Origin of the sequence: Bradyrhizobium sp. 44, assembly GCF_023073095.1 — a bacterium.
Lineage (GTDB): Bacteria > Pseudomonadota > Alphaproteobacteria > Rhizobiales > Xanthobacteraceae > Bradyrhizobium.
Map to the genome: position 1 here is coordinate 59,974 of NZ_JADPIY010000038.1, position 21,818 is coordinate 81,791.

Consider the following 21,818-nt stretch of genomic DNA (forward strand, 5'->3'; position numbering starts at 1 on the left):
ATGACCTGGGAATTACTTCGACGCGGTCTTGGTGTCCATGTTCACGACCTGGACGCGGCGGTTGATCGGGTCGGCGCCGTTGGCGGTGTCCTTCAGCTTGGTCTTGCCGTAGCCGACGGTGACGAGATCGGTGCCGGTGAGGCCGTAGTTCTGCACCAAATATTTCTTGATGGTGTCGGCTCGCCGCTCGGAGAGCCCCTGATTGTATCCCTCCGTGCCGACCGCATCGGTGTGGCCGGCGACCACGAAGGTCGAGCCCTTCAGCGAGGGATCGGACAGCGCCTTGCCGAGCGCCTGCACCGACGGCACCGACGTCTTGGCGATGTCGGCCGAGTTGTAGTCGAACTGGATCTCCAGATCGATCTTCGGCTTGGTCGCGGCGAGCTCGGCAATCTGCTCGCGCTCGCCCGTCGACAACGACCGCGTCGAGCGGTTGCGCACGGTGTTCAGGAACGTCGATTCCTTGGCCTGCACCGCCGGATCGACCTGCGGACCTGCGGACAGGCCGCGGGTCGTCGACTTCGGCTTCAATGCATCCAGGATCTGGTTGGTCGAGACATTGCCGTCGCCGGCCATGGCCAAGCCGGCCGTCATCGACAGAAGTGCCGAGAGGGTAATCGCCTTCAGTGCAAAAGACTTATTGAAACGGGTCATGGTCGTATCCTCGTTGTGACGCCTGATGGCTATTTGATGCTGCAAGCATAGGGCAGGTTCAAAACCCCCGGTGTGATCTTGGTCACTGTGGAAACGGGGCCCTCCGGGGCCATGGTAGCGAATTTCGAGCGGTTTCGGGTTCGTGGAGGGCCGACCCGCGGTCCACTCCGAGGACGGACGCTAACGCGTGAAGAGAGTGGTCGCACGCTGCCCGGCGAGCGTTCGAGCCGTCGCAGTCCTGTCGTGATCCGCATCACTGAGGACGGCCGCGCCCCGGTGCCGCTCGGGGGCCGGGGCCCGGTTCACTCGGGGAAACCCGTGCTGACCGATTGTCGCAAAGCCGTCGCGCGATGGCCTGTCCGCGGACAATTTTTCGGCCAGATGGACGCCTAGGGTGGAGCCCCCCATAAGCGCAACGAAGGGAGCCGAGTTCCATCCAGTGCCGAGGCCGAGTGATTACCAGTTCTATCGCAGTGGCCCGCCGGATCGGACCGTGTCCCTGAGCTCCATGCCCATCTACGTCGGCGCGGCGATGATCGCGGTGGCGATCCTGCTGTCGACCCTGATCACGGGGCTGACCTCCCGCTATGTCGGGCTTCAAGCGCCGACCGACGAGAACATGTGGCTGCTCGATCGTCTCACCGGCAGTGTCTATCGCTGCCAGGCGGAGGAGCGCGGCAAGGCCTCGTGCGAACCCGATGTCGCAACAGGCAGCGTTGGCGACCGGTCCAAAGCCCCGAAAGCTGGCCGTTGAGCCCTCCGTCTTCGCACCGCAGCAAGAAAATTGTCTTCTCTACGAAACGTCTTCGCCGGAGAATACGTATTGCGAAGGCCGGCATGACGCCGGTTTCGTTTTACGGAGGAGACTTTTCGATGAAGATCTTGCTCACAGCCGCCGCTTTTGTCGCGCTTACCCTTTCCCTTTCGCCGGCATCCGCCGCCATGATGGCGTGCACCGGCGATAACATGATGAAATCGACAGCCATGATGATGGGCACGGCCGATACCCCGGCCAAGGTCGCGGCCAACAAGGAAATGGCTATGGCCAACACCGATATGAGCAATGGCAAGATGAAGGGCGGCTGCATGCATTACATGAAGGCGCAGAAGGCCATGATGATGAAATAGGGCCTCAGCCACGCCAAGCGGCCGCGCTGTCAGCAGATGACAGCGCGGCTTTTCTTTTGCTGCGTCCAGTCCGCTTCTTTCTCCCGGCGCGAATCCCGCTACATTCCCTCCTGCAATGTCCCGCGCGCCCAAACCGATTCCACTCACCACGACACAGGCCCGGCAAATCTGGCTTCATGCCCAGCGGCTGGACGAGCGCGCGCCGTTCGGTGACGGCGCGCAAGCCGTCTCGGACGCGGTCGCCCATCTCGGCTATGTGCAGATCGACACCATCAACGTGATCGAGCGCTGCCATCACCACATCCTGTTCAGCCGGATCCCGTCCTACCGCCGCGCCGACCTGCGCCACGCCCAGAGCGTCGACAAGAGCGTGTTTGAATATTGGACGCATGCGCTGTCCTATGTGCCGGCCGGCGATTTCCGCTGCTTCCTGCCGGCGATGCGCGAGCACCGCCGCGAGGGGCACAAATGGTTCGCCTCGGTGAAGCCTGCCGACATGCGCAAGGTGATGCGGCTGGTGCGCGCCGGTCCGCTGACGATCCGCGACATCGAGGACGACGTGCTCACCGAGAAGGAACATCTCTGGCAAAGCCGAAAACCCTCGAAGCGGGCGTTGCAGCTCGCCTTCTATACCGGTGTCGTGACCGTCAGCGAGCGCCAGGGCATGCTCAAGACCTATGAGCTGATGACGCGCCATTTCGGCTGGGACAAGCTGCCGAAGCCGGCGTCGGCAAAGGACATTACGGCCTATCTGCTCGATCGCGCGCTGCGATCGCAAGGTGTCGTGAGCCTCGATTCGGTCTGCCATCTCGACGCGCCGCGCAAGCCGGCGGTGGCTGCCCTGATCGCCTCGCGCGTCCGCCGTGGCGAGCTCGTGCCTGTCGCCATCGACGGTGCCGGCAAGCAGGAGTACTGGGCACTGCCGGCCGCGCTCGAGCCGGGCGAGCGCGCGCCGCCGGATCTCGTCCATATCCTCTCGCCGTTCGATCCGCTGATCATCCAGCGCAAGCGCACCAATCTCATTTTCGGCTACAACCATTTGTTCGAGGCCTATGTGCCGAAGGCCAAACGCAAGCTCGGCTATTTCGCGCTCCCCGTGCTGGTCGGCGACGAGATCGTCGCCGCGCTCGATCTGAAGACCGACCGGCAGGCAAAGAAGCTGCTGATGCAGAAATGGACCTGGGTCGGCGAGGGGAAGAAGACCGCGGGACGCAAGGAGCTGAAACGGAAGATCGAGGAGGAGCTCGATCGTTTTGAGCGGTTTCAACTGGCCGACTGATCGTAGGATGGATTACGCTTCGCTAATCCACCCTACGCATCCCCGCCAATCGATCGATTCAAACGCCGAACGCAATCCCGATCGCATAAGCCGCCAGATTCCACAGCGAGAAGATGCGCCCGAGCAGCAGCGCCCCGGCCGTGGTCAGCCGGAACGCGTCGAGCCAAGGCATATGCACCAGCCGGGAGAACTCGACCACGACCGCGATCGCCATCGCAATGGCCGCGATCCGCGCCCGTGACAGCCTTGGCAGCAAAACGCCGACCAGCAGAAACACCATCGTTGCCCATAGCAGCGAGCCGCCGTACTTCACCACGAAGGCGGGCAGGCCGAGCGGAAAGCCGTACCAGCGCAGTGAGAGTCCGCAGGCAATAACCGCCAGCGCCAGACCGGCGCGGATCAGCGATGTCCGTAACGGCGCAATGGGTTTGACCGGTTGCGCCTGATGCATTGCTTGCTCCATTGACTCTTTTGCGGCGATGCTCAAAACCCCGGATCAGCCCATAAAAGCAACAACCTCGGGGGAAGCCATGAGCCAGACCACGACCTATGCCGGTTCGACCGGCGCAGCCAAGTCGGAAATCGAGACCTCGACGATCCGCGCCATCTCATGGCGGTTGATCCCGTTCCTGGTGCTGGCCTACTTCTTCTCTTATCTCGACCGCGTCAATCTCGGTTTCGCTGCGCTGACCATGAATGCCGAGCTGAAATTCACCCCGCTGATCTTCTCCTGGGGCGCCGGCATCTTCTTCATCGGCTATTTCATCTTCGAGGTGCCGAGCAATCTGGCGCTGGAGAAGTTCGGCGCCAGCCGCTGGATCGCCCGCATCATGGTGACCTGGGGCATTATCTCGGCGCTGATGGCGCTCACGAGCGGCGTCATGAGCTTCTACGTGCTGCGGTTCCTGCTCGGCGTCGCCGAAGCCGGCTTCTTCCCCGGCATCATCCTCTATCTCACTTATTGGTATCCGGCCGAATATCGCGCCCGCTTCCTTGCGGCGTTCGCCATCGCCGTGCCGGTCTCCACCGTGATCGGCGCCCCGGTCTCGGGCCTGCTGCTCGGGCTCGACGGCGCGATGGGCCTGAAGGGTTGGCAGTGGCTGTTCATCATCGAGGGCATCCCCTCGGTGCTGCTCGGCATCGTCACCTGGTTCTATCTCACCGACAGGCCGGAGAAGGCGGATTGGCTCTCGGCCGAGCAGAAGGCCTGGCTCAAGACCAAGCTCGATGCCGAGATCGCGGCCAAGCAGGCGGTGAAGCATTTGTCGCTCGGCGAGGCGCTGACCTCACCGAAGGTGATCATGCTGAGCCTGGTCTATTTCGGCTTCGTCGGCGCGCTGTATGGCATGCAGTTCTGGCTGCCGCAGATCGTCAAGGCGTTCGGCCTCACCAACGCCCAGACCGGCTTCGTCACCGCGATCCCCTATTTGTTCGGCACCATCGCGATGATCCTGTGGGCACGGCATTCCGATGCCACGCGCGAGCGCGTGATGCATGTCGGCGCGCCGTTGCTGCTCACCGCCATCGCGCTCGGCGTCTCCAGCTATCTCACCGACCCCACCCTGACGATAATCGTGCTGACGGTCGCCGCGATCGGCGTGTTCTGCTGCTTCGGCGTGTTCTGGACCCTGCCGACCGCCTGGCTCTCCGGCACGGCGGCGGCCGGCGCCATCGCCCTGATCAACTCGATCGGCAATCTCGCCGGCTTCGGTGGTCCGTATCTGATCGGCTGGGTCAAGGAAGCCACCGGCCAGACCTCGAGCGGACTGCTCGTGCTCGCGGTGCTGCCGCTGATCGCCGGCATCCTGGTCTTCATCGGCGGCCACGACAGCAAGCACGAGTTCGTCGAACAGGCGCGGTAGCCTCGAAATATCGCCCTGGCGAAAGCCAGGGCCCATTTCCGCGCGGTCCCTCCGGAGGGCCCGCGGCGCGGCGCTTTCTTCTAACAGCCCAGACTTCCGCCAAGGGCAACCGCGGAGGTTACCACCTCTTAACGATCACGCTTTCCTGATGACTGACGAATATTGACTTTCATCAGTGATTAGTCGACATTCCTCTCATTGCAGCCGAGGGAGTGTCCTCCGATGTTCGTCCGATCCGTTTTGTCCAGCTATTCGAGGCTCTTGGCTGGTGTTTCGCTGGCGCTGATGGCTGCCACCCTCGCTGGGTGCAATGACACCGTCGCTGAAAAGGCCGAACCGCCGCGGCCGGTTCTCGTCGCCACCGCGCACTACGATGCCGAAAAGCCCGAGCGCAGCTTCGTCGGCACGATCAGGCCGCGGATCGAGAGCGATCTGGGCTTTCGGGTCGCCGGCAAGGTCGCCAAGCGTCTGGTCGAAGTCGGCCAGACCGTCGAAATCGGCCAGCCGCTCGCGGTCCTCGATGAGGTCGATCTGAAGCTCCAGGCCGAGCAAGCCGTCGCCGAACAGACCGCTGCGACCGGCGTCCTGGCCCAGGCCGCCGCGGCCGAGCAGCGCGCCAAGGATTTGAAGGCCAAGGGCTGGACCACCGATGCGCAGCTGGATTCGAGCCGCGCCGCCGCCGACGAGGCGCGTGCCCGCCTGAACCGGGCCGAGCGCTCGGTCGAGCTGACCAACAATTCCCTTTCCTACGCGACGCTCAACGCCGACGCCCGTGGCGTCGTCACCGCAACGCTGATCGAGCCTGGCCAGGTGGTTGCCGCAGGCCAGACCTCGATCCGTGTCGCCCGCTTTGCCGAAAAGGAAGCGGTCGTCGCGATCCCTGAGACGCTGGTCGGACGTGCCAAATCGGGCGCCGCCAGCGTCACTCTTTGGTCGGAGCCGGGCAAAAAATATACGGCCAGGCTGCGCGAGATCGCGCCCACCGCGGATCCCGCTACTCGCACCTATCTCGCCAAATTTTCGCTGCCCGAGGCCGACGACAAGGTTTCGCTCGGCATGACCGCGACGCTGACGCTGTCGGACGCCGCCACCGAGCGCGTCGCGCGGCTGCCGCTGTCGGCGCTGTTCAACGAAGGCGGCAAGCCGTCCTTCTACGTCGTCGACGACAACGGCGCGGTCACGCTGAAGCCGGTCGCGGTGAAGTCCTACGAGAGCAACGACGTCGTCATCATCGGCGGTGTCGAAGAGGGCGCCAAGATCGTCGCGCTCGGCGTTCAGAAGCTCGATCCGGGCCAGAGGGTGCGGATCGTCTCGTCACTGTCCTTTTAAGTCTCGCTTACGAGTTACGTCGTGTGAGGTGAGTTTCGGCCCGAGCGCAAATGCTTTGGCTGAAGCGGCGAAGCGATCCAGAACCTGCCCAGCCCCCTGGATTGCTTCGCTGCCTCGCGACGACGCGTTGAACAGGGTGGCTGTCATTTTTTTGCAACCGGATCATCTTTGGAGAGTGCGATGAAGCGCTTCAATCTTTCGGCCTGGGCCGTCAGCCATCCGACGCTGATCCTGTTCCTGATGCTCATTCTCGGCGTCGCTGGGTTCTTCTCCTATCAGAAGCTCGGCCGTGCCGAGGATCCGTTCTTCACGGTCAAGGTGGTCAACGTCTCCGTGCTCTGGCCGGGCGCGACCGCGCAGGAAATGCAGGCGCAGGTCGCCGATCCCATCGAGAAGAAGATCCAGGAGCTGCCTTACTTCGAGAAGGTGCAGACCTATTCCAAGCCCGGCTTTACCGCGCTCCAGGTCACCTTCCGCGACTCCACGCCGCCGAAGGACGTGCCGTATCTCTTTTATCTGCTGCGCAAGAAGCTGGCCGACGTACAGGGCCAGCTGCCCTCGGGGATTTTAGGACCCGTCGTCAACGACGAATTCTCCGACGTCGATTCCATCCTCTACATGATGACCGGCGACGGCGCCGACTACGCCCAGCTCAAGAAGGTCTCGGAGGGCTTCCGTCAGCGCCTCCTGAAGGTGCCGGGCGTGACCAAGGTCGACGTCTACGGCAACCAGGATGAGCGCATCTTCGTCGAGTTCAGCCATGCCAAGCTCGCCACTCTCGGCATCACGCCGCAGGCGCTGTTCGATTCGCTCGCCAAGCAGAACAACGTGACGCCGGCCGGCACGGTCGAGACCTCTTCTCAACGCGTGCCGCTGCGCGTCACCGGTGCGCTCGACGGCGCCAAGGCCGTCGCCGAAACCCCGGTCGAGAGCAACGGCCGCGTGTTCCGCCTCGGCGACATCGCCACCGTCACCCATGGTTACGTCGACCCGCCGAGCTTCATCGTGCGCCAGGAAGGCAAGGCCGCGATCGGCATCGGCGTCGTCACCGCCAAGGGCGCCAACATCCTCGATCTCGGCAAGGAGGTCGAGAAGGCGACGGCTGAATTCATGAAGGCGGTGCCGCAGGGCGTCGACATCAAGCTGATCGCCGACCAGCCCAAGGTGGTCGAGCACGCCGTCAGCGAATTCGTGCACTCCTTCATGGAAGCCCTCGTCATCGTGCTGTTCGTGTCGTTCCTGGCGCTCGGCTGGCGCACCGGCATCGTGGTCGCGCTGTCGGTGCCGCTGGTGCTCGGCATCGTCTTCGTCGTCATGAACACGATGTCGCTCGATCTGCACCGCATCACGCTGGGTGCGCTGATCATCGCGCTCGGCCTGCTGGTGGATGACGCCATCATCGCTGTCGAGATGATGGTGGTGAAGATGGAGCAGGGCTGGGACCGCATGCGTGCGGCGTCCTTTGCCTGGGAATCCACTGCGTTTCCGATGCTCACGGGAACGCTGGTCACGGCCGCTGGCTTCCTCCCCATCGGCTTTGCCAATTCCGCGGTCGGCGAATATGCCGGCAGCATCTTCTGGATCGTGGCGATCGCGCTGGTCGCGTCCTGGTTCGTGGCGGTGATCTTCACGCCCTATATCGGCGTCATGCTTCTGCCCAACATCAAGGTGCACCACAATCACGATCCGCACGCGGTCTACGAGACCCGCATGTATCGGGGCCTGCGCGCCATCGTGCAGTGGTGCGTCAATCACCGCATCACCGTGGTGGCCGCGACCGTCGGCGTCTTCATCGCCTCGATCGTCGGATTCGGCCACGTCCAGCAGCAGTTCTTCCCGCTGTCCGAGCGGCCCGAGCTGTTCCTCCAGCTTCGCCTGCCCGAGGGCACCGCCTTCAACGTCACGGAAAAGGCGGTGAAGAAGGCCGAGACCATGCTCAAGGACGACAAGGACATCGAGACCTACACGGCCTATGTCGGGCAGGGCTCGCCTCGCTTCTGGCTCGGCCTCAATCCGCAGCTTCCGAACGAGGCTTTTGCCGAAATCGTCATCGTCGCAAAGGGCGTCGAGGCACGCGAGCGCATCAAGGCCAAGCTTGAAAACGCCGTTGCCGACGGCGCGCTCAACGAGGCCCGCGTGCGCGTCGATCGTTTCAATTTCGGTCCCCCCGTTGGTTTTCCCGTGCAGTTTCGCGTCATCGGCCCCGACGCCAACAAGGTGCGCGAGATCGCCTACCAGGTCCGCGACGTCATGCGGCAGAACAAGAGCGTCAAGGACGTCCAGCTCGACTGGAACGAGCAGTCGCCTTACCTCAAGCTCGTCGTCGACCAGGATCGCGCCCGCGCCATGGGCCTGACCCCGCAGGACGTGTCGCAGGCGCTGTCGATGCTGATCTCGGGCTCACAGGTGACCACCGTGCGCGACGGCATCGAAAAGGTCGGCGTGGTCGCGCGTGCCGTCTCGTCCGAACGGCTCGACCTCGGCGCAGTCGGCGATCTCACCATTACCTCGCGCAACGGCGTGGCCGTGCCGCTGCAGCAGATCGCCAAGATCGAGTATGCCCACGAGGAGCCGATCATGTGGCGGCGTAACCGCGACATGGCGATTACCGTGCGTTCCGACGTCGTCGACGGCGTGCAGGCGCCCGACGTCACCGGCCAGATCGCGCCGAAGCTGAAGGCGATCAAGGACAATCTCGAGCCGGCCTACCGCATCGAGGCGGGCGGCGCGTTCGAGGAATCCGCCAAGGGCAACGCCTCGATCTTCATTCTCTTCCCGCTGATGGTCATGGTGATGCTGACGCTGCTGATGTTTCAGCTGCAGAGCTTCTCGCGCCTGATCCTGGTGTTCCTGACCGCGCCGCTCGGCATTGTCGGCGCCTCCTTCGGGCTCAACATCGCCAACGCCCCGTTCGGCTTCGTGGCCCTGCTCGGCCTGATCGCGCTCGCCGGCATGATCATGCGCAACGCGGTCATCCTGGTGGACCAGATCGAGACCGACGTCTCGCATGGCCTGACCCGCCGCGAGGCGATCGTGGAGGCCACCGTCCGCCGCGCCCGTCCGGTGGTGCTGACGGCGCTCGCCGCCATCCTTGCTATGATCCCGCTGTCGCGCTCGGCGTTCTGGGGGCCGATGGCGATCACCATCATGGGCGGATTGTTCGTCGCGACCTTCCTGACGCTGCTGTACCTGCCGGGCCTCTACGCCCTCTGGTTCCGCAATAGCCTGGATGAGGCGGGTACGCCCGAGCAGCCTGCCGCGCCGCAGCATGGGAGCGATGACCAGAACGCAATTCCGCTTGCTGAGGCGGCTGAATAAGTGAAGATGAACTGCTGATTGACGAGTCCTGACAGATGACACTGGTTTCGGAACATATCGAAGGGGACACCCGGGATCGTATTCTTGAGGTGGCCGAGCGGCTGTTCCGCCAGATCGGTTATCTCAAGACCACGGTCGGGGACATCGCCAAGGAGCTCAAGATGAGCCCCGCCAACGTCTATCGCTTCTTCGAATCGAAGAAGGCGATTCATCAGGCGGTGGCCCGCTCGCTGATGGGCGAGGTCGAGCTGGAAGCGCAGCGGATCGTGGCGAGGCCCGGTCCGGTACTGCCGCGCTTCCGCGAACTGCTCACCACCATCAATCGCATGAACACCGAGCGCTATGTCGGCGACAATAAGCTGCACGAGATGGTCGAGATCGCGATGCAGGAGGACTGGGACGTCTGCGTCAACCACATGGAGTGCATTGCCGGGGTCATCGGCCAGATGATCGCGCAAGGCGTGGCCTCCGGCGAGTTCGAGGCGCCGGACCTGCAACTGGCCGCGCTCTGCGCCTGCACCGCGATGATGCGCTTTTTCCACCCCCAGATGATCGCCCAGTGTGCCACCAAGCCGGGCCCGACCATCGACCAGATGATCGATTTCGTCATCGCGGGATTGTCCCCGCGGCACTGACAGGGCGGCGAATTTCCTCCTATAAGCAGGCCGACCGCCCCGGAATGACGGCTGGTGGCTGGCAAGGACGGATCAACAAACTCCGTCATTGCGAACGTAGCGAAGCAATCCAGACTGTCTCTGCGGAGGGATTCTGGATTGCTTCGCTGCGCTCGCAAAGACGAGAAGGAAAAAGCGCGTGACCGACAATGACCTGCACTTCTACGAGCCCGTCAAGGGCCACGGCCTCAAGCACGATCCCTTCAACGCCATCGTCGCGCCGCGGCCGATCGGCTGGATCTCGTCGCGCGACACCAAAGGCCATGTCAACCTCGCGCCGTATAGCTTCTTCAATGCGTTCTGCTATGTCCCCCCGATCATCGGTTTCTCCTCCACCAATTGGAAGGACACGGTGGAGAACATCCAGCAGACCGGCGAGTTTGTCTGGAATCTCGCCACCATGGACCTGGCCAGGCACATGAACGCGACCGCGGCCCACGTCGGCCCTGAGGTCGACGAGTTCGAGGTCGCCGGCCTCACCGCCGTGCCCGGCAGGCTCGTCAACGTGCCGCGCGTCGGCGAAAGTCCGGTCGCCTTCGAATGCAAGGTGTCCGACATCGTCCGGCTCAAGGGCGCCGACGGCAAGGAAGCCAATGCCTGGCTGACGCTCGGCGAGGTCGTCGCTGTCCACATCGACAAGGCCATGATCAAGGATGGCGTCTACCAGACCGCCGCCGCCCGCCCGATCGTCCGGGCCGGCCGCAGCGGGGATTATTTCGAGATCAAGCCGGAAAACATGTTCGAGATGGTCCGGCCGGACTGATCTGGTCGCTCTCATGGCCCGGATTGCGCTTCGCTCCATCCGGGTGACCGCTTTTCACAGCGCTCGCCTCCCGGAACTGCCACCACGCCTCGGCCGTTATGGCTCTGGGCGGCTGCCCGGCCGCGTCAATTCGCGTCTTTTCGCAGGCGAAGTGTTCACCGCCGCCGGCCACTTTCCGCTAAAATGCCCGATCACCGCGCCGATGCATGAGGTCCGCCATGAGCTTCCGCCGCGACACTTTGACAAAGCCGATTTTCTCCTGGGCGCGTGGCGTGCTGCCGGCGATGTCGGACACCGAGCGCGAGGCGCTGGAGGCCGGCGACGTCTGGTGGGACGCCGATCTCTTCACCGGCAACCCCGATTGGTCGAAGCTGCTCAAGGTCCCGCAGGCAACGCTGACCGACGAGGAGCGGGCCTTCCTCAACGGCCCCGTCGACGAGCTCTGCGCCATGCTCGACGAGTGGAAGATCTTTTGGGAATGGCGCGACCTGCCGCCCGATGTCTGGCACTTCATCAAGCGCGAAAAATTCTTCGGCATGATCATTCCTAAGGAGTTCGGCGGCCTCGGCTTCTCGCCCTATGCGCATTCGGAAGTGGTGCGCAAGATCTCGACCCGCTCGATCGCTGCCGCGGTGACGGTGATGGTGCCGAACTCGTTGGGCCCCGGCGAGCTCCTGATGCACTTCGGCACCAAGGAGCAGCAGCAGCGCTGGCTGCCGCGTCTTGCCGACGGCCGCGACATTCCCTGCTTCGGCCTCACCAGCCCTGAGGCCGGCTCCGACGCCGCCTCGATGGTCGACACCGGCGTCATCTGCAAAGGCGGCTTCGAGGGTCAGGAGGTGCTGGGTCTGAAGCTCAACTGGCACAAGCGTTACATCACGCTCGGTCCCGTCGCCACGCTGCTTGGCCTCGCCTTCAAGGCCTATGACCCGGATCATCTCGTGGGGAGCCAGGAGGAGCTCGGCATCAGCGTGGCGCTGATCCCGACCAACCTTCCCGGCGTCGAAATCGGCAAACGCCATTTGCCGTCGATGCAGGTGTTCCAGAACGGCCCGAATTGGGGCCGCGACGTTTTCATTCCGCTCGACTACGTCATCGGCGGCCAGGCGCGGCTGGGGCAGGGCTGGAAGATGCTGATGACGGCGCTCGCCGCCGGCCGCGGCATCTCGTTGCCCTCGCTCTCCGCCGCCGGCGCCGCTTATGCCGCCCGCACCACCGGCGCCTATGCCCGGATCCGCGAGCAGTTCGGCATCTCCATCTCCAAATTCGAGGGCGTCGAGGAGCCGCTCGCGCGCATCGTCGCGACCGCCTATCAGCTCGACGCGGCGCGACGGCTGACCTGCGCCGCGCTGAATGCCGGCATCCATCCCGCCGTCATCTCCGGCATCATGAAGCTGCACGCGACCGAGCGGATGCGCACCGCGGTCGACGACGCCATGGACATCCATGGTGGCAAGGCCGTGATTGACGGTCCGCAAAACTATCTCGGCAATCTCCACCGTGCCGTCCCCGTCGGCATCACCGTCGAGGGCGCCAATATCCTCACCCGCAATCTCATCGTGTTCGGGCAAGGCGCCATCCGCGCCCATCCCTATCTGCTCGACGAGATGAATGCGCTCGCGGACGCCGATCGCGAGCGCGGGCTCACCGCCTTCGACAAGGCGTTCTGGAAGCATGTCGGCCACAGCTTCGAGACACTGTTGCGCGCGTTCGGCCGGAGCTGGAGCTTTGGTGTCTTCGCGCTTGCACCCGACGCCGGTGACGCCAGGCCATTCTATCGTCAGCTCTCGCGCTACTCCGCGGCGTTTGCCCTCTGTGCCGATATGGCGTTGCTGACGCTCGGCGGCGCGCTCAAGCGCAAGGAGATGCTGTCGGCACGCTTCGGCGACATCCTGTCCGAGCTGTATCTGCTCTCTGCCGCGCTGAAACGCTGGCAGGACGAGGGCCGGCAGAAGGAGGACTTTGCCGCGCTCGAATGGTGCATGGCGACGGGCTTTCGGACCATCGAGAACCGGCTTGCCGAGATTCTCGCCAATCTGCCGAACCGTTTCGTCGCAAGCATTCTCAAATTCGTGGTCCAGCCGTTCGGCGCCCGCGTGCTGGGTCCCTCCGACCGAGTGGTGCATCAATGCGCAAGCCTCGTGCTGGAGCCGTCGGCCGCGCGCGACCGCCTCACGCCTGATCTGGCTTATGTCGATGACGATGGCGGCTTCGCTCGGCTGGAGCGCGCTTTCAACCTGGTCGCAGGCACGGACGCCATCGCCAGGCGCATGCGCGCGGCGCATATGAGCGACTGGAAGGATGCGGTGGCCAAGGGCGTGATCACGCAGGCCGAGGGCGAGCAGCTGGCTGCGGCCCGCGAAGCGGTCGCAAAGGTGATAGAGGTCGACGATTTTGCGCCGGAGGCGCTGTCGCCGATTTACAAGAAAACCGGCGACGTGCATCAGTTCTTCCAGGAACTCGGTGAACAGAGGGCGGCGAGCTGATGGCACGACCGGTTTTCATCGTCGACGGCAGCCGGACGCCGTTTCTCAAAGCGCGTTCGGGGCCCGGTCCGTTCACGCCGGTCGATCTCGCCGTGCAATGCGGCCGGCCGCTGCTGGCGCGCCAGCCGTTTTCGCCCGATACATTCGACCAGGTCATCCTCGGCTGCGTCAACGTGATCGCGGACGAAATGAACCCGGCCCGCGTCGCCGCGCTCCGACTCGGCATGGGTGAGGACATGGTCGCGTTCACTGTGCAGATCAATTGCGGATCCGGCATGCAGTCGATCGACACCGCTTACCGCTACATCCGCGAGGGCCATGCCGACATGATCCTCGCCGGCGGCACCGAGGCTTTGAGCCACGCGCCGCTGGTCTGGCCCAATTCCGGCGTGCGCTGGTTCGCCGGCCTCGCCACCGCCAAGGGCGTTGCCGCGAAGCTTGCCGCAGCCTTCAAGCTGCGGCCGCGCTATCTCAAGCCGATCATCGGCCTGGAACGCGGGCTGACCGATCCCATTACCGATTTGAACATGGGCCAGACGGCCGAAGTCGTCGGCCATCTCTTCGGCATCACCCGCGCGCAGTCCGATGCCTATGCCGCCGAGAGCCATCGCCGGCTCGCGCATGCGCAGGCGGAAGGTTTTCTCAAGGGCGAAGTCGAAACCGCGTTCTCCCGCGACGGAAAATTCCTCGACCATGATGATGGCGTGCGTCCGGACTCGACGGCCGAGAAGCTTGCCAAGCTGAGGCCGGTGTTCGAGCGTCCCTGGGGCCAGGTCACGGCCGGCAATTCCTCGCAGATCACCGACGGCGCGTCCTGGGTGATCCTGGCGTCCGACGAAGCAGTCGCCAAGCACAGGCTGACGCCGAAGGCGGTCATCGTCGACAGCAACTGGGCCGCACTTGATCCAAGCATCATGGGTCTCGGTCCCGTGATGTCGGCGACGCCGCTGCTGAAGCGCAACGATCTCACCATTCAGGACGTCCAGACCTGGGAGCTCAATGAGGCGTTTGCCACCCAAGTGCTCGGCTGCCTCGCCGCCTGGAATGACGACAAATTCTGCCGCGAGATTTTGGGACTCGATGGCGCTGCCGGCGAGATCGACCGCGAAAAAGTCAATGTCGATGGCGGCGCTATCTCGCTCGGGCATCCCGTCGGCACCTCCGGAAACCGCATCGTGCTGCATCTCGTCAACACCATGAAGCGGCTCGGCACGCGGCGCGGCGTTGCCACCGAATGCATCGGCGGCGGGCTCGGCGGCGCCATGCTGATCGAGGCGGTGTGATATGGATTCCAAGATCATGACCGCGCTCGGCGACCGCGTGATGGAGCTCGGGCCCAAGCCCGCTGCCGATAGTCCCTACAAGCACTTCAAGCTGACGCGCGACGCCGACGGCGTCGCCTGGCTGCTGTTCGATCGCACTGACTCTAGCACCAATACGCTGTCCCCGGACGTGATGGAGGAGTTCGACGCCGTGTTGGCGGCGATTGAGACCGAGCGTCCGGCCGGCCTCGTGATCCGCTCCGCAAAACCGTCCGGCTTCATCGCGGGCGCCGACGTCAACGAATTTCGCGGTGCCGATGATGCCGGGATGGTGGAGACGCGGATCCGCGCCGCCCACGCGGTGGTCGACCACCTGGAAGCGCTGAAGCTGCCGACAGTCGCGGTGATCCACGGCTTCTGCCTCGGCGGCGGGCTCGAAGTTGCGCTCGCTTGCCAATCGCGCATCGCGATCGATGGCGCGCGCTTCGGCTTCCCTGAGGTGATGCTGGGCCTGCATCCCGGCCTCGGCGGCACCGCGCGTTTCCCCGCGCTGGTCAATCCGACCCAGTCGATGGCCTTGATGCTGACCGGCCGCACCATCGATGCCCGCCGCGCCAAATCGCTCGGCCTCGTCGACACCGTGACGCAGGAGCGCCACGTTCGCAATGCCGTCAAGGATGCGCTGTTCGGCCGCCTCAAGCGGGTGCGGCCGGGCTTTCTGACGCGTGCGGCGAATTTCGGCCCGGTGCGCGGGCTGCTGGCCAGACGGATGCGATCGGAGGCGGCGAAGGCCGCGTCCCGCGAACATTATCCTGCGCCTTATGCACTAATCGATCTCTGGGAGACCCATGGCGGCAGCAAGGCCGCGATGCTCAGGGCAGAGCAGGCCTCGTTCGCCAAGCTGATGGTGACGCCGACCGCGCAGAATTTGATCCGCGTGTTCTTCCTGCGCGAGCAGATGAAGAAGGCGGCGGGCTCCGGCAACACGATCAAGCATGTCCACGTCATCGGCGCCGGAGCCATGGGCGGCGACATCGCGGCCTGGTGCGCGGGGCAGGGGCTGCGCGTCTCGCTCGCCGACATGAAGGCGGAGCCGATTGCGGGCGCCGTCAAGCGCGCCGCGGAGCTCTACGGCAAGATCATCCGCAAGCCGACCGATGTGCGCGACGCGCTCGATCGCCTGATCCCGGACATCGACGGGGAGGGCGTCCGCAACGCCGATCTCATCATCGAGGCGGTCCCGGAGAAGCTCGAGCTGAAGCAGAAGGTCTATGCCGGTATCGAGCCGCGGATGAAGCCGGGCGCAATTCTCGCGACCAACACGTCGAGCATTCCGCTCCAGGATTTGCGCACGACGCTGGCGCGTCCGGAGCGGCTGGTCGGCCTCCACTTCTTCAACCCGGTGTCGCGGTTGCAGCTGGTCGAAGTCGTCAGCCATGACGGTAACGACACGCAGGTGCTGAAGGAGGCACGCGCCTTCGTCGGCGCGATCGATCGGCTGCCATTGTCGGTGAAGAGCTCGCCGGGCTTCCTCGTCAACCGCGCGCTGACGCCCTACATGCTGGAAGCGATGGTGATGCTGGACGAGAAGATCGACCAGCGCCTGATCGACGCCGCCGCGGAGCAGTTCGGCATGCCGATGGGGCCGATCGAACTGGCAGACCAGGTCGGGCTCGACATTTGTCTCGACGTCGGCGACATGCTGCGCGGCAAGTTCGGCGATCTGCTGCCGCCGACGCCGGCGTGGCTGCGCGAGAAGGTCGCCAAGGGCGAGCTCGGCCGCAAGACCGGCAAGGGCTTTTACGTCTGGCGCGACGGCAAGGCCGAGAAGGCGCCGTTGCCCGAGACTAGTCCGCGCGTCACCGACCAGATGATCGACCGTCTGGTGCTGCCGATGTCCAACGTCTGCGTTGCGGCGCTTCGCGAGGGGATCGTCGATGATGCCGACCTGGTCGATGGCGCCATGATCTTCGGCACCGGTTATGCACCGTTCCGTGGCGGTCCGTTGAACTATGCGCGCACGCGTGGCGTGGATCATGTCGTATCCACCTTGCGCGCACTGGCCGGGAGATTCGGCGAGCGCTTTGCGCCGGATCCGGGCTGGGACAATTTCACGTGAGCAGTTTCAAGTGAGCAATCCTCAAGTGAGGAATCTTCAAGTGAGAGCGGCATGAACGAGCAAGCCAATGCCGGGCCGGGCGGCGATCTCTGCATCCGCACGCTGGCAATGCCTGCCGACACCAACGCAAACGGCGACATCTTCGGCGGCTGGCTGCTCAGCCAGATGGACGTCGGCGGCGGCGTGTTTGCGTCAAAGGTCGCAAAGTCGCGCACGGTGACCGTCGCCATCGAGGCGATGAATTTTCGCAAGGCCGTCTATGTCGGCGATCTCGTTTCGGTCCACGCCCACCTCGTTCGCGTCGGGCGCACGTCCATCACCGTGCATCTGGAAGCGTGGGCGCTACGCCGCGGCGAGCAGCAACCGTTCCTCGTCACCGACGGCAACTTCACCTACGTGTCGATCGACGAGCACGGCCGCCCGCAGCCGGTTCGCCCGGCCGACACCACCATCGCGACGTAATCGCACGCGGCGTTGCGCCTCATCTCAGTGCGGCGCCGCCAAACGCGGCGCGACTGAGTCCCGCCGCCGCGGCTTTGCCAAGAACCAGTCATAAAACGGATGAGGTCCCGGCTTACTCAATCGCGTGTCGATCCGGGGCGGAAACGGCGTCAAAATGCCCAGGAACCTTTGGGCGGAACTGCCGTTATTTGCCCGCACTGAGGAATCCACGGACCATGCCGGACAGCTACATCATCGAAGTCGATTCGCAGACCGCAGGTATCGTCGTTCGTTCCCAGGGAGGCTACTGCTTTTTCGCCTCATCCAACCGCTTCAATCGTCTCGAAGGCCAGCTCTTCCGCAACGCCCGCGAAGCCGAGCGCGCCGCGCGCAAGCTGGTTAACGGTGATGTGAAGGAAGCGGCATAATTCCCGCCTGTCATTTCGGGGCGCGCTAAGCGTGGTCGGAATCTTTTGCCGACAACTGTCCTTCCTTCTCCCCTTGTGGGAGGAGGTGGCGCGAAGCGCCGGATGAGGGGTTGTTTCGCCGAATTCAATTGTGAGAGGTGCGCTCGCGGAAGCATACCCCTCACCCGTCTCGCCGCTCTGCGGCGAGCCACCCTCTCCCACAAGGGGAGAGGGATAAGCCGCAATCACAACTTCGTTGCTTCCCGCGACAACAGCTTCCAGTCCTCGCCCTGCTTCTGCCAGTTCATCAGGATGTAAAGGCTGTTTGTTACTTTTTGTCCGCCGGTCATCATCTCGGCCAGCCAGTGGAAGCGAACGATCGCGGCGGGGCCGACGATCTTGATGGTCGGATCCTTGTACGTAATCGACAGGAATTCCGTTTTGCCGTCGGTGGCGTTGGCGACGAAGGCCGCCTTGTCCTCAAGGAAGCCGCTGGAATGGCTGTAGCTCAGATCGTCCGAGCACAGCGCGCTGAGCGCCTTCGGATCGGCCGCGATCTGGGCGAGGCGAAATGCCTCGACGTTCTTTGCCACCGCCTCGTGGTCTGTCGTGGCAGCATGATCGCGATTCAATGTCGTCATATCCTTCGTCCTTGATCTTGCGTCCACTGTTGCAGCCGCACTTGATTTTGTCGAGCATCAGGTCGCAATACGCTGCATTGCGCCAGGCGGAGCGATTTCTGACGCGCAAAGCGTGGTCGGAATTTTTTGCAGTCCCTGGTGCTCCTGCACTTTCCTTCCCTTGTTGGAGAAGGTGGCGTAGGCCGCCTCCAGCGGTCGTTCTTAAGAAGACGCCGAAGCGAGGCTTCGGCTCTGGCGCCGGATGAGGGGTTGTTTCGCCGAATTCAATTGTGAGAGGTGCGCTCGCGGAAGCATACCCCTCACCCGTCTCGCCGCTCTGCGGCGAGCCACCCTCTCCCACAAGGGGAGAGGGATAAGCCGCAATCACAACTTCGTCGCCGCCCGCGAGAGCAGCTTCCAGTCGTCGCCCTGCTTCTGCCAGTTCATCAGGATGTGAAGGTTGGTCGGCACTTTTTTCCCATCGGCCGCCATCTCCTGTTCCGCCACCCAGTGGAAACGCACGATCGCAGCGGGGCCGACGACCTTGATGGTCGGGTCCTTGTATTCGATCGACAGGAATTTGGATTTGCCGTCGGTGGCGTTGGCGACGAAGGTCGCCTTGTCCTCGACCTTGCCGCTGGAATGGCTGTAGCTCACCTCGTCGGCGCAGAGTGCGCCGAGCGCCTTGGGATCGGCCGCGATCTGGGCGAGACGGAACGCCTCGACCTTCTTCGCTACGGCTTCCTCGTCCGCCGAGGCCGCCAGCACCGGTGTCGTGAGCGCTGAAACTGCAAGCGTGGAGACGGCAAGAGCTGGGACGGCAAGAGTCGAGAGAGCCAGATCGCGTCGGTTGATCGTCATTGTTTCCTCCTTTTTGATCTTGCACGGAGTGTTGCAGCCGCGCGCGACTTTGTCGAGTGTCGCGTAGTGGTCATGCACGTGCGTCATTGCGCGATTGGCGCTGTATTGATACGGCTTTCGTATTGATGCGTCATCTATTCGGGAAAGTACGGACATGATCGAGGCTATCGGCAGGGCGTTGCTGTTCGACATCGACGGTACGCTCGCCAACACCGATCCGCTGCACCTGAAGGCCTTCAACCAGGTGCTCGGCCCTCGCGGCCATGTCTTCGATCACGCGCGCTTCTCCAGGGAGCTGCAAGGCTTCGCGAATATAGCGATCGGCGAGCGCTTTCTGCCCGACGAGGCGCCGGAACGGCGTGCCTTGATCCTCGATGAGAAGGAGGAAGTCTTCCGCGAACTCGTCGCCGGGCAGATCGAGCCGCTGCCGGGCCTGATGGCGCTGCTCGACAGGGCGGATGCGGCCGGTATTCCCATGGTTGCGGTAACCAACGCCCCGCGGCTGAATGCGGAGCTGCTGCTGTCCGGCCTCGGCATCACGGACCGCTTCAAGGCGCTCGTGATCGGCGCCGAGCTGTTGCACGGCAAGCCGCATCCGCTGCCTTATCAGGAAGGGTTGCGCTTTGCCGGCGCCAGCGCGATGGCCTCGATCGCGTTCGAGGACTCCCGCACCGGCGTGCAGTCGGCTGCGGCGGCCGGCATTCCGACCATCGGCATCCGGACCAGCCTCAGCCATGCTGATCTCGTCGCCGCCGGGGCTATCGCCTCCGCCAGCGCCTTCGACGATCCGGACCTGCTGACGCGTCTCGCCGCTGCGATGGCGTGGTGAAGACCTCGTCCGTTAACCGTGATCGGCGCGCGCATTGACCGAACGCGCGAACCGCCGCACCATGCAGCTTCCTGACTTGAGGCCATCGCCGTGACCGGACTGACCCATCGCCAAGCCGAAATCCTCAACATCGCGCGGGCCTCGGGCCGCGTCATGGTCGATGAGCTGGCGCGCCGGTTCGAGGTTTCGGCGCAGACCATCCGCAAGGATCTCAACGATCTGTGCGAGCGCCGCTCACTGACCCGTATCCATGGCGGCGCCATCATCGCCTCCGGCGTCGAAAACCTCGCCTATGAGGCGCGGCGCTTCGTCGCCGCGGACGAGAAGAAGGCGATCGGAGCTGCGGCCGCCTCCCTGATCCCGAACGGCTGCTCGCTCTTCATCAACATCGGCACCACGACCGAGGAGGTCGCGAGCGCGCTGACCTCGCACGAGGACCTCCTCGTCATCACCAACAATCTGAACGTCGCCATGCTGCTCTACCGCCATCCCCGCATCGAGGTGGTGGTCGCCGGCGGCACGGTACGACGCGCCGACGGTGCGGTGGTCGGCTCGACCGCAACGCAGCTGATCGGCCAGTTCAAGGTCGACTACGCCATCATCGGGGCGTCCGCGATCGACGAGGAGGGCGCGCTGCTCGACTTCGACTATCGCGAGGTGCAGGTTGCGCAGGCCATCATCGCCAACGCCCGCAGCGTCATGCTGGTCGCGGACTCGACCAAGCTCCGCCGCAGCGCGCCGGTGCGCATCGCACATATCAGCCAGATCCAGACCTTCGTCACCGACCAGGAATTGCCCGAGCGCCTCGCCACCATCTGCCACGGCAAGGGCATCGAGGTGATGGCGGCGATGCCGAAGGGGGCCGATGTCGATGAGGCCCAAGGCGAGATACAAGAAGCGCCCGAGGCCGCGCCGGTGGTGCGGCTGAGGTAGGACTATGGGTCGTCCCACGGGTTCAGCAGCGGCACGCCGAACACCGCGAAATCCTTCACATTGTGCGTGACGAGCATGAGGTTGTTCGCGAGAGCGGTCGCGGCAAAGAAGCCGTCCATGACAGACAATGCGACGCCGCTTCTGCGGCTCTGAGCCATCAGGTCACCCCAGCGTTCGGCCGCCGCGTGGTCGATCGACAGGGTACGCCCGGCAAAACGCTCCGGCAGATCGTGGGCAAGCCAGGCGGCCAGTGCTGCGCGCCGACGGCCGTCCTCCAGCAATGCGATGCCGCGGCGAAGCTCGGCGATCGATGCCACGCTGATGAACGCACGATCCTCGTCGATCGTATCAAGCCAGGACAGGACTTTCGGCGAAGGGGCCGGCCTCTGGACCTCCGACAACACGTTGGTGTCGAGCAATAGATTCACGGCAGCTCGTCGTGCGGCGCGTCGTGCACGCGTTCAAGCTCGAGGTCGGCGCTGCGCAGCGGCGAAGCCAGCAGGAATTCGGCCAAGGTACCTTTACGTGCCGTCTTGCGCGCCCATTCCTCGGCAGAAACGATCACCGCATTGGGCTTGCCGTGTCGGGTGATGATTTGCGGGCCGGCTTGAGCACGGTCGATCACCTCGGATAGCCGGGCCTTGGCGTTGGCAAGCGTCCACGAGTCAGTCGCGGGTGAGTCTGGTGCAGTGCTGTTTTCTGTCATGCCGATGATGACCAATATGACTATCGTAACTAATAATGACCATCGACGACTATTCAAGAGCAATAAAGCTGTTCGAATGCTCTCTTGAACTGCCCATTTCCACGCCCCTGTGCCCGCTTAGAAGTTCCGCTTTCATTTCCTTCCTCC

General features: G+C 63.9%; 21 protein-coding genes. 15 read left to right on the top strand and 6 right to left on the bottom strand.

Translation table 11 applies throughout. From position 1 onward, the window contains the following. Positions 1-12: 12 nt before the first annotated feature. Positions 13-654 carry an OmpA family protein gene (locus IVB41_RS33010; protein WP_247438733.1) on the bottom strand — a complete coding sequence of 214 codons (642 nt, stop codon included), beginning with the start codon at positions 652-654 and terminating at the stop codon, positions 13-15. Positions 655-1,162: 508 nt separating this feature from the next. Here IVB41_RS33010 and IVB41_RS33015 point away from each other — a divergent pair. From IVB41_RS33015 to IVB41_RS33025, 3 genes are all read left to right on the top strand, one after another. After that, entirely contained in the window at positions 1,163-1,408 is a 246-nt protein-coding gene (locus IVB41_RS33015; protein WP_027568518.1) for a hypothetical protein, read from the top strand. Between the two features lie 119 nt (positions 1,409-1,527). Continuing rightward, the gene (locus tag IVB41_RS33020; RefSeq protein ID WP_027568519.1) at positions 1,528-1,782 is read left to right on the top strand and encodes a hypothetical protein; all 255 of its coding nucleotides are present in this window, start codon (positions 1,528-1,530) and stop codon (positions 1,780-1,782) included. 115 nt (positions 1,783-1,897) lie between these two features. After that, positions 1,898-3,061: a winged helix-turn-helix domain-containing protein gene (locus tag IVB41_RS33025; protein ID WP_247438736.1), complete on the top strand. Its 1,164-nt coding sequence runs from the start codon at positions 1,898-1,900 to the stop codon at positions 3,059-3,061. A 58-nt stretch (positions 3,062-3,119) separates the two neighbouring features. On the opposite strand, the gene IVB41_RS33030 is transcribed toward IVB41_RS33025, so the two are convergent. After that, a complete protein-coding gene (locus IVB41_RS33030) occupies positions 3,120-3,512 on the bottom strand; it encodes a DUF2809 domain-containing protein (protein WP_247439123.1) in 393 nt (130 codons plus the stop codon). Between the two features lie 79 nt (positions 3,513-3,591). Here IVB41_RS33030 and IVB41_RS33035 point away from each other — a divergent pair, with 79 nt between their 5' ends. From IVB41_RS33035 to IVB41_RS33080, 10 genes are all read left to right on the top strand, one after another. Then, positions 3,592-4,923, top strand: coding sequence for an MFS transporter (locus IVB41_RS33035; RefSeq protein WP_247438738.1), 1,332 nt, complete (start codon positions 3,592-3,594; stop codon positions 4,921-4,923). Between the two features lie 222 nt (positions 4,924-5,145). After that, positions 5,146-6,252 (top strand): efflux RND transporter periplasmic adaptor subunit, encoded by a 1,107-nt coding sequence (locus IVB41_RS33040; protein WP_247438740.1) that lies wholly within the window; start codon positions 5,146-5,148, stop codon positions 6,250-6,252. A gap of 180 nt (positions 6,253-6,432) precedes the next feature. Then, positions 6,433-9,570: an efflux RND transporter permease subunit gene (locus IVB41_RS33045; RefSeq protein WP_247438742.1), complete on the top strand. Its 3,138-nt coding sequence runs from the start codon at positions 6,433-6,435 to the stop codon at positions 9,568-9,570. 35 nt (positions 9,571-9,605) lie between these two features. Then, positions 9,606-10,205 carry a TetR/AcrR family transcriptional regulator gene (locus IVB41_RS33050; RefSeq protein ID WP_247291342.1) on the top strand — a complete coding sequence of 200 codons (600 nt, stop codon included), beginning with the start codon at positions 9,606-9,608 and terminating at the stop codon, positions 10,203-10,205. Positions 10,206-10,383: 178 nt separating this feature from the next. Next, the gene (locus IVB41_RS33055; protein ID WP_247438744.1) at positions 10,384-11,007 is read left to right on the top strand and encodes a flavin reductase family protein; all 624 of its coding nucleotides are present in this window, start codon (positions 10,384-10,386) and stop codon (positions 11,005-11,007) included. Positions 11,008-11,225: 218 nt separating this feature from the next. Beyond that, positions 11,226-13,493, top strand: coding sequence for an acyl-CoA dehydrogenase (locus IVB41_RS33060; protein ID WP_247438746.1), 2,268 nt, complete (start codon positions 11,226-11,228; stop codon positions 13,491-13,493). Further along, positions 13,493-14,776, top strand: coding sequence for an acetyl-CoA C-acetyltransferase (locus IVB41_RS33065; RefSeq protein ID WP_247438747.1), 1,284 nt, complete (start codon positions 13,493-13,495; stop codon positions 14,774-14,776). The genes IVB41_RS33060 and IVB41_RS33065 overlap by 1 nt, the downstream gene beginning before the upstream one ends. Before the next feature lies 1 nt (position 14,777). Then, the gene (locus tag IVB41_RS33070; RefSeq protein ID WP_247438749.1) at positions 14,778-16,874 is read left to right on the top strand and encodes a 3-hydroxyacyl-CoA dehydrogenase NAD-binding domain-containing protein; all 2,097 of its coding nucleotides are present in this window, start codon (positions 14,778-14,780) and stop codon (positions 16,872-16,874) included. Positions 16,875-16,925: 51 nt separating this feature from the next. Next, positions 16,926-17,336 (top strand): acyl-CoA thioesterase, encoded by a 411-nt coding sequence (locus tag IVB41_RS33075; RefSeq protein WP_027568529.1) that lies wholly within the window; start codon positions 16,926-16,928, stop codon positions 17,334-17,336. Between the two features lie 215 nt (positions 17,337-17,551). Beyond that, positions 17,552-17,743: a hypothetical protein gene (locus tag IVB41_RS33080; RefSeq protein WP_007595173.1), complete on the top strand. Its 192-nt coding sequence runs from the start codon at positions 17,552-17,554 to the stop codon at positions 17,741-17,743. 224 nt (positions 17,744-17,967) lie between these two features. Here IVB41_RS33080 and IVB41_RS33085 read toward each other — a convergent pair whose 3' ends face one another. Both IVB41_RS33085 and IVB41_RS33090 read right to left on the bottom strand, forming a co-directional pair. After that, positions 17,968-18,363, bottom strand: coding sequence for a nuclear transport factor 2 family protein (locus IVB41_RS33085; protein ID WP_247438751.1), 396 nt, complete (start codon positions 18,361-18,363; stop codon positions 17,968-17,970). Between the two features lie 363 nt (positions 18,364-18,726). Continuing rightward, on the bottom strand, positions 18,727-19,203 hold the full coding sequence (locus IVB41_RS33090; protein WP_027516360.1) for a nuclear transport factor 2 family protein: 477 nt from the start codon (positions 19,201-19,203) through the stop codon (positions 18,727-18,729). A 154-nt stretch (positions 19,204-19,357) separates the two neighbouring features. On the opposite strand from IVB41_RS33090, the gene IVB41_RS33095 reads away from it, so the two are divergent. Together IVB41_RS33095 and IVB41_RS33100 are read left to right on the top strand one after the other, a co-directional pair. Continuing rightward, entirely contained in the window at positions 19,358-20,032 is a 675-nt protein-coding gene (locus IVB41_RS33095) for an HAD family phosphatase (RefSeq protein ID WP_027568532.1), read from the top strand. Between the two features lie 90 nt (positions 20,033-20,122). Beyond that, complete coding sequence (locus IVB41_RS33100) at positions 20,123-20,965, top strand: DeoR/GlpR family DNA-binding transcription regulator (RefSeq protein WP_247291332.1); 843 nt, start codon at positions 20,123-20,125, stop codon at positions 20,963-20,965. A gap of 2 nt (positions 20,966-20,967) precedes the next feature. Here the strand turns inward: IVB41_RS33100 and IVB41_RS33105 are convergent, their stop codons facing one another. Both IVB41_RS33105 and IVB41_RS33110 read right to left on the bottom strand, forming a co-directional pair. Continuing rightward, on the bottom strand, positions 20,968-21,393 hold the full coding sequence (locus IVB41_RS33105) for a type II toxin-antitoxin system VapC family toxin (protein ID WP_247438753.1): 426 nt from the start codon (positions 21,391-21,393) through the stop codon (positions 20,968-20,970). Beyond that, entirely contained in the window at positions 21,390-21,671 is a 282-nt protein-coding gene (locus IVB41_RS33110) for a type II toxin-antitoxin system Phd/YefM family antitoxin (RefSeq protein WP_247439125.1), read from the bottom strand. The genes IVB41_RS33105 and IVB41_RS33110 overlap by 4 nt, the downstream gene beginning before the upstream one ends. Positions 21,672-21,818: the final 147 nt, after the last annotated feature.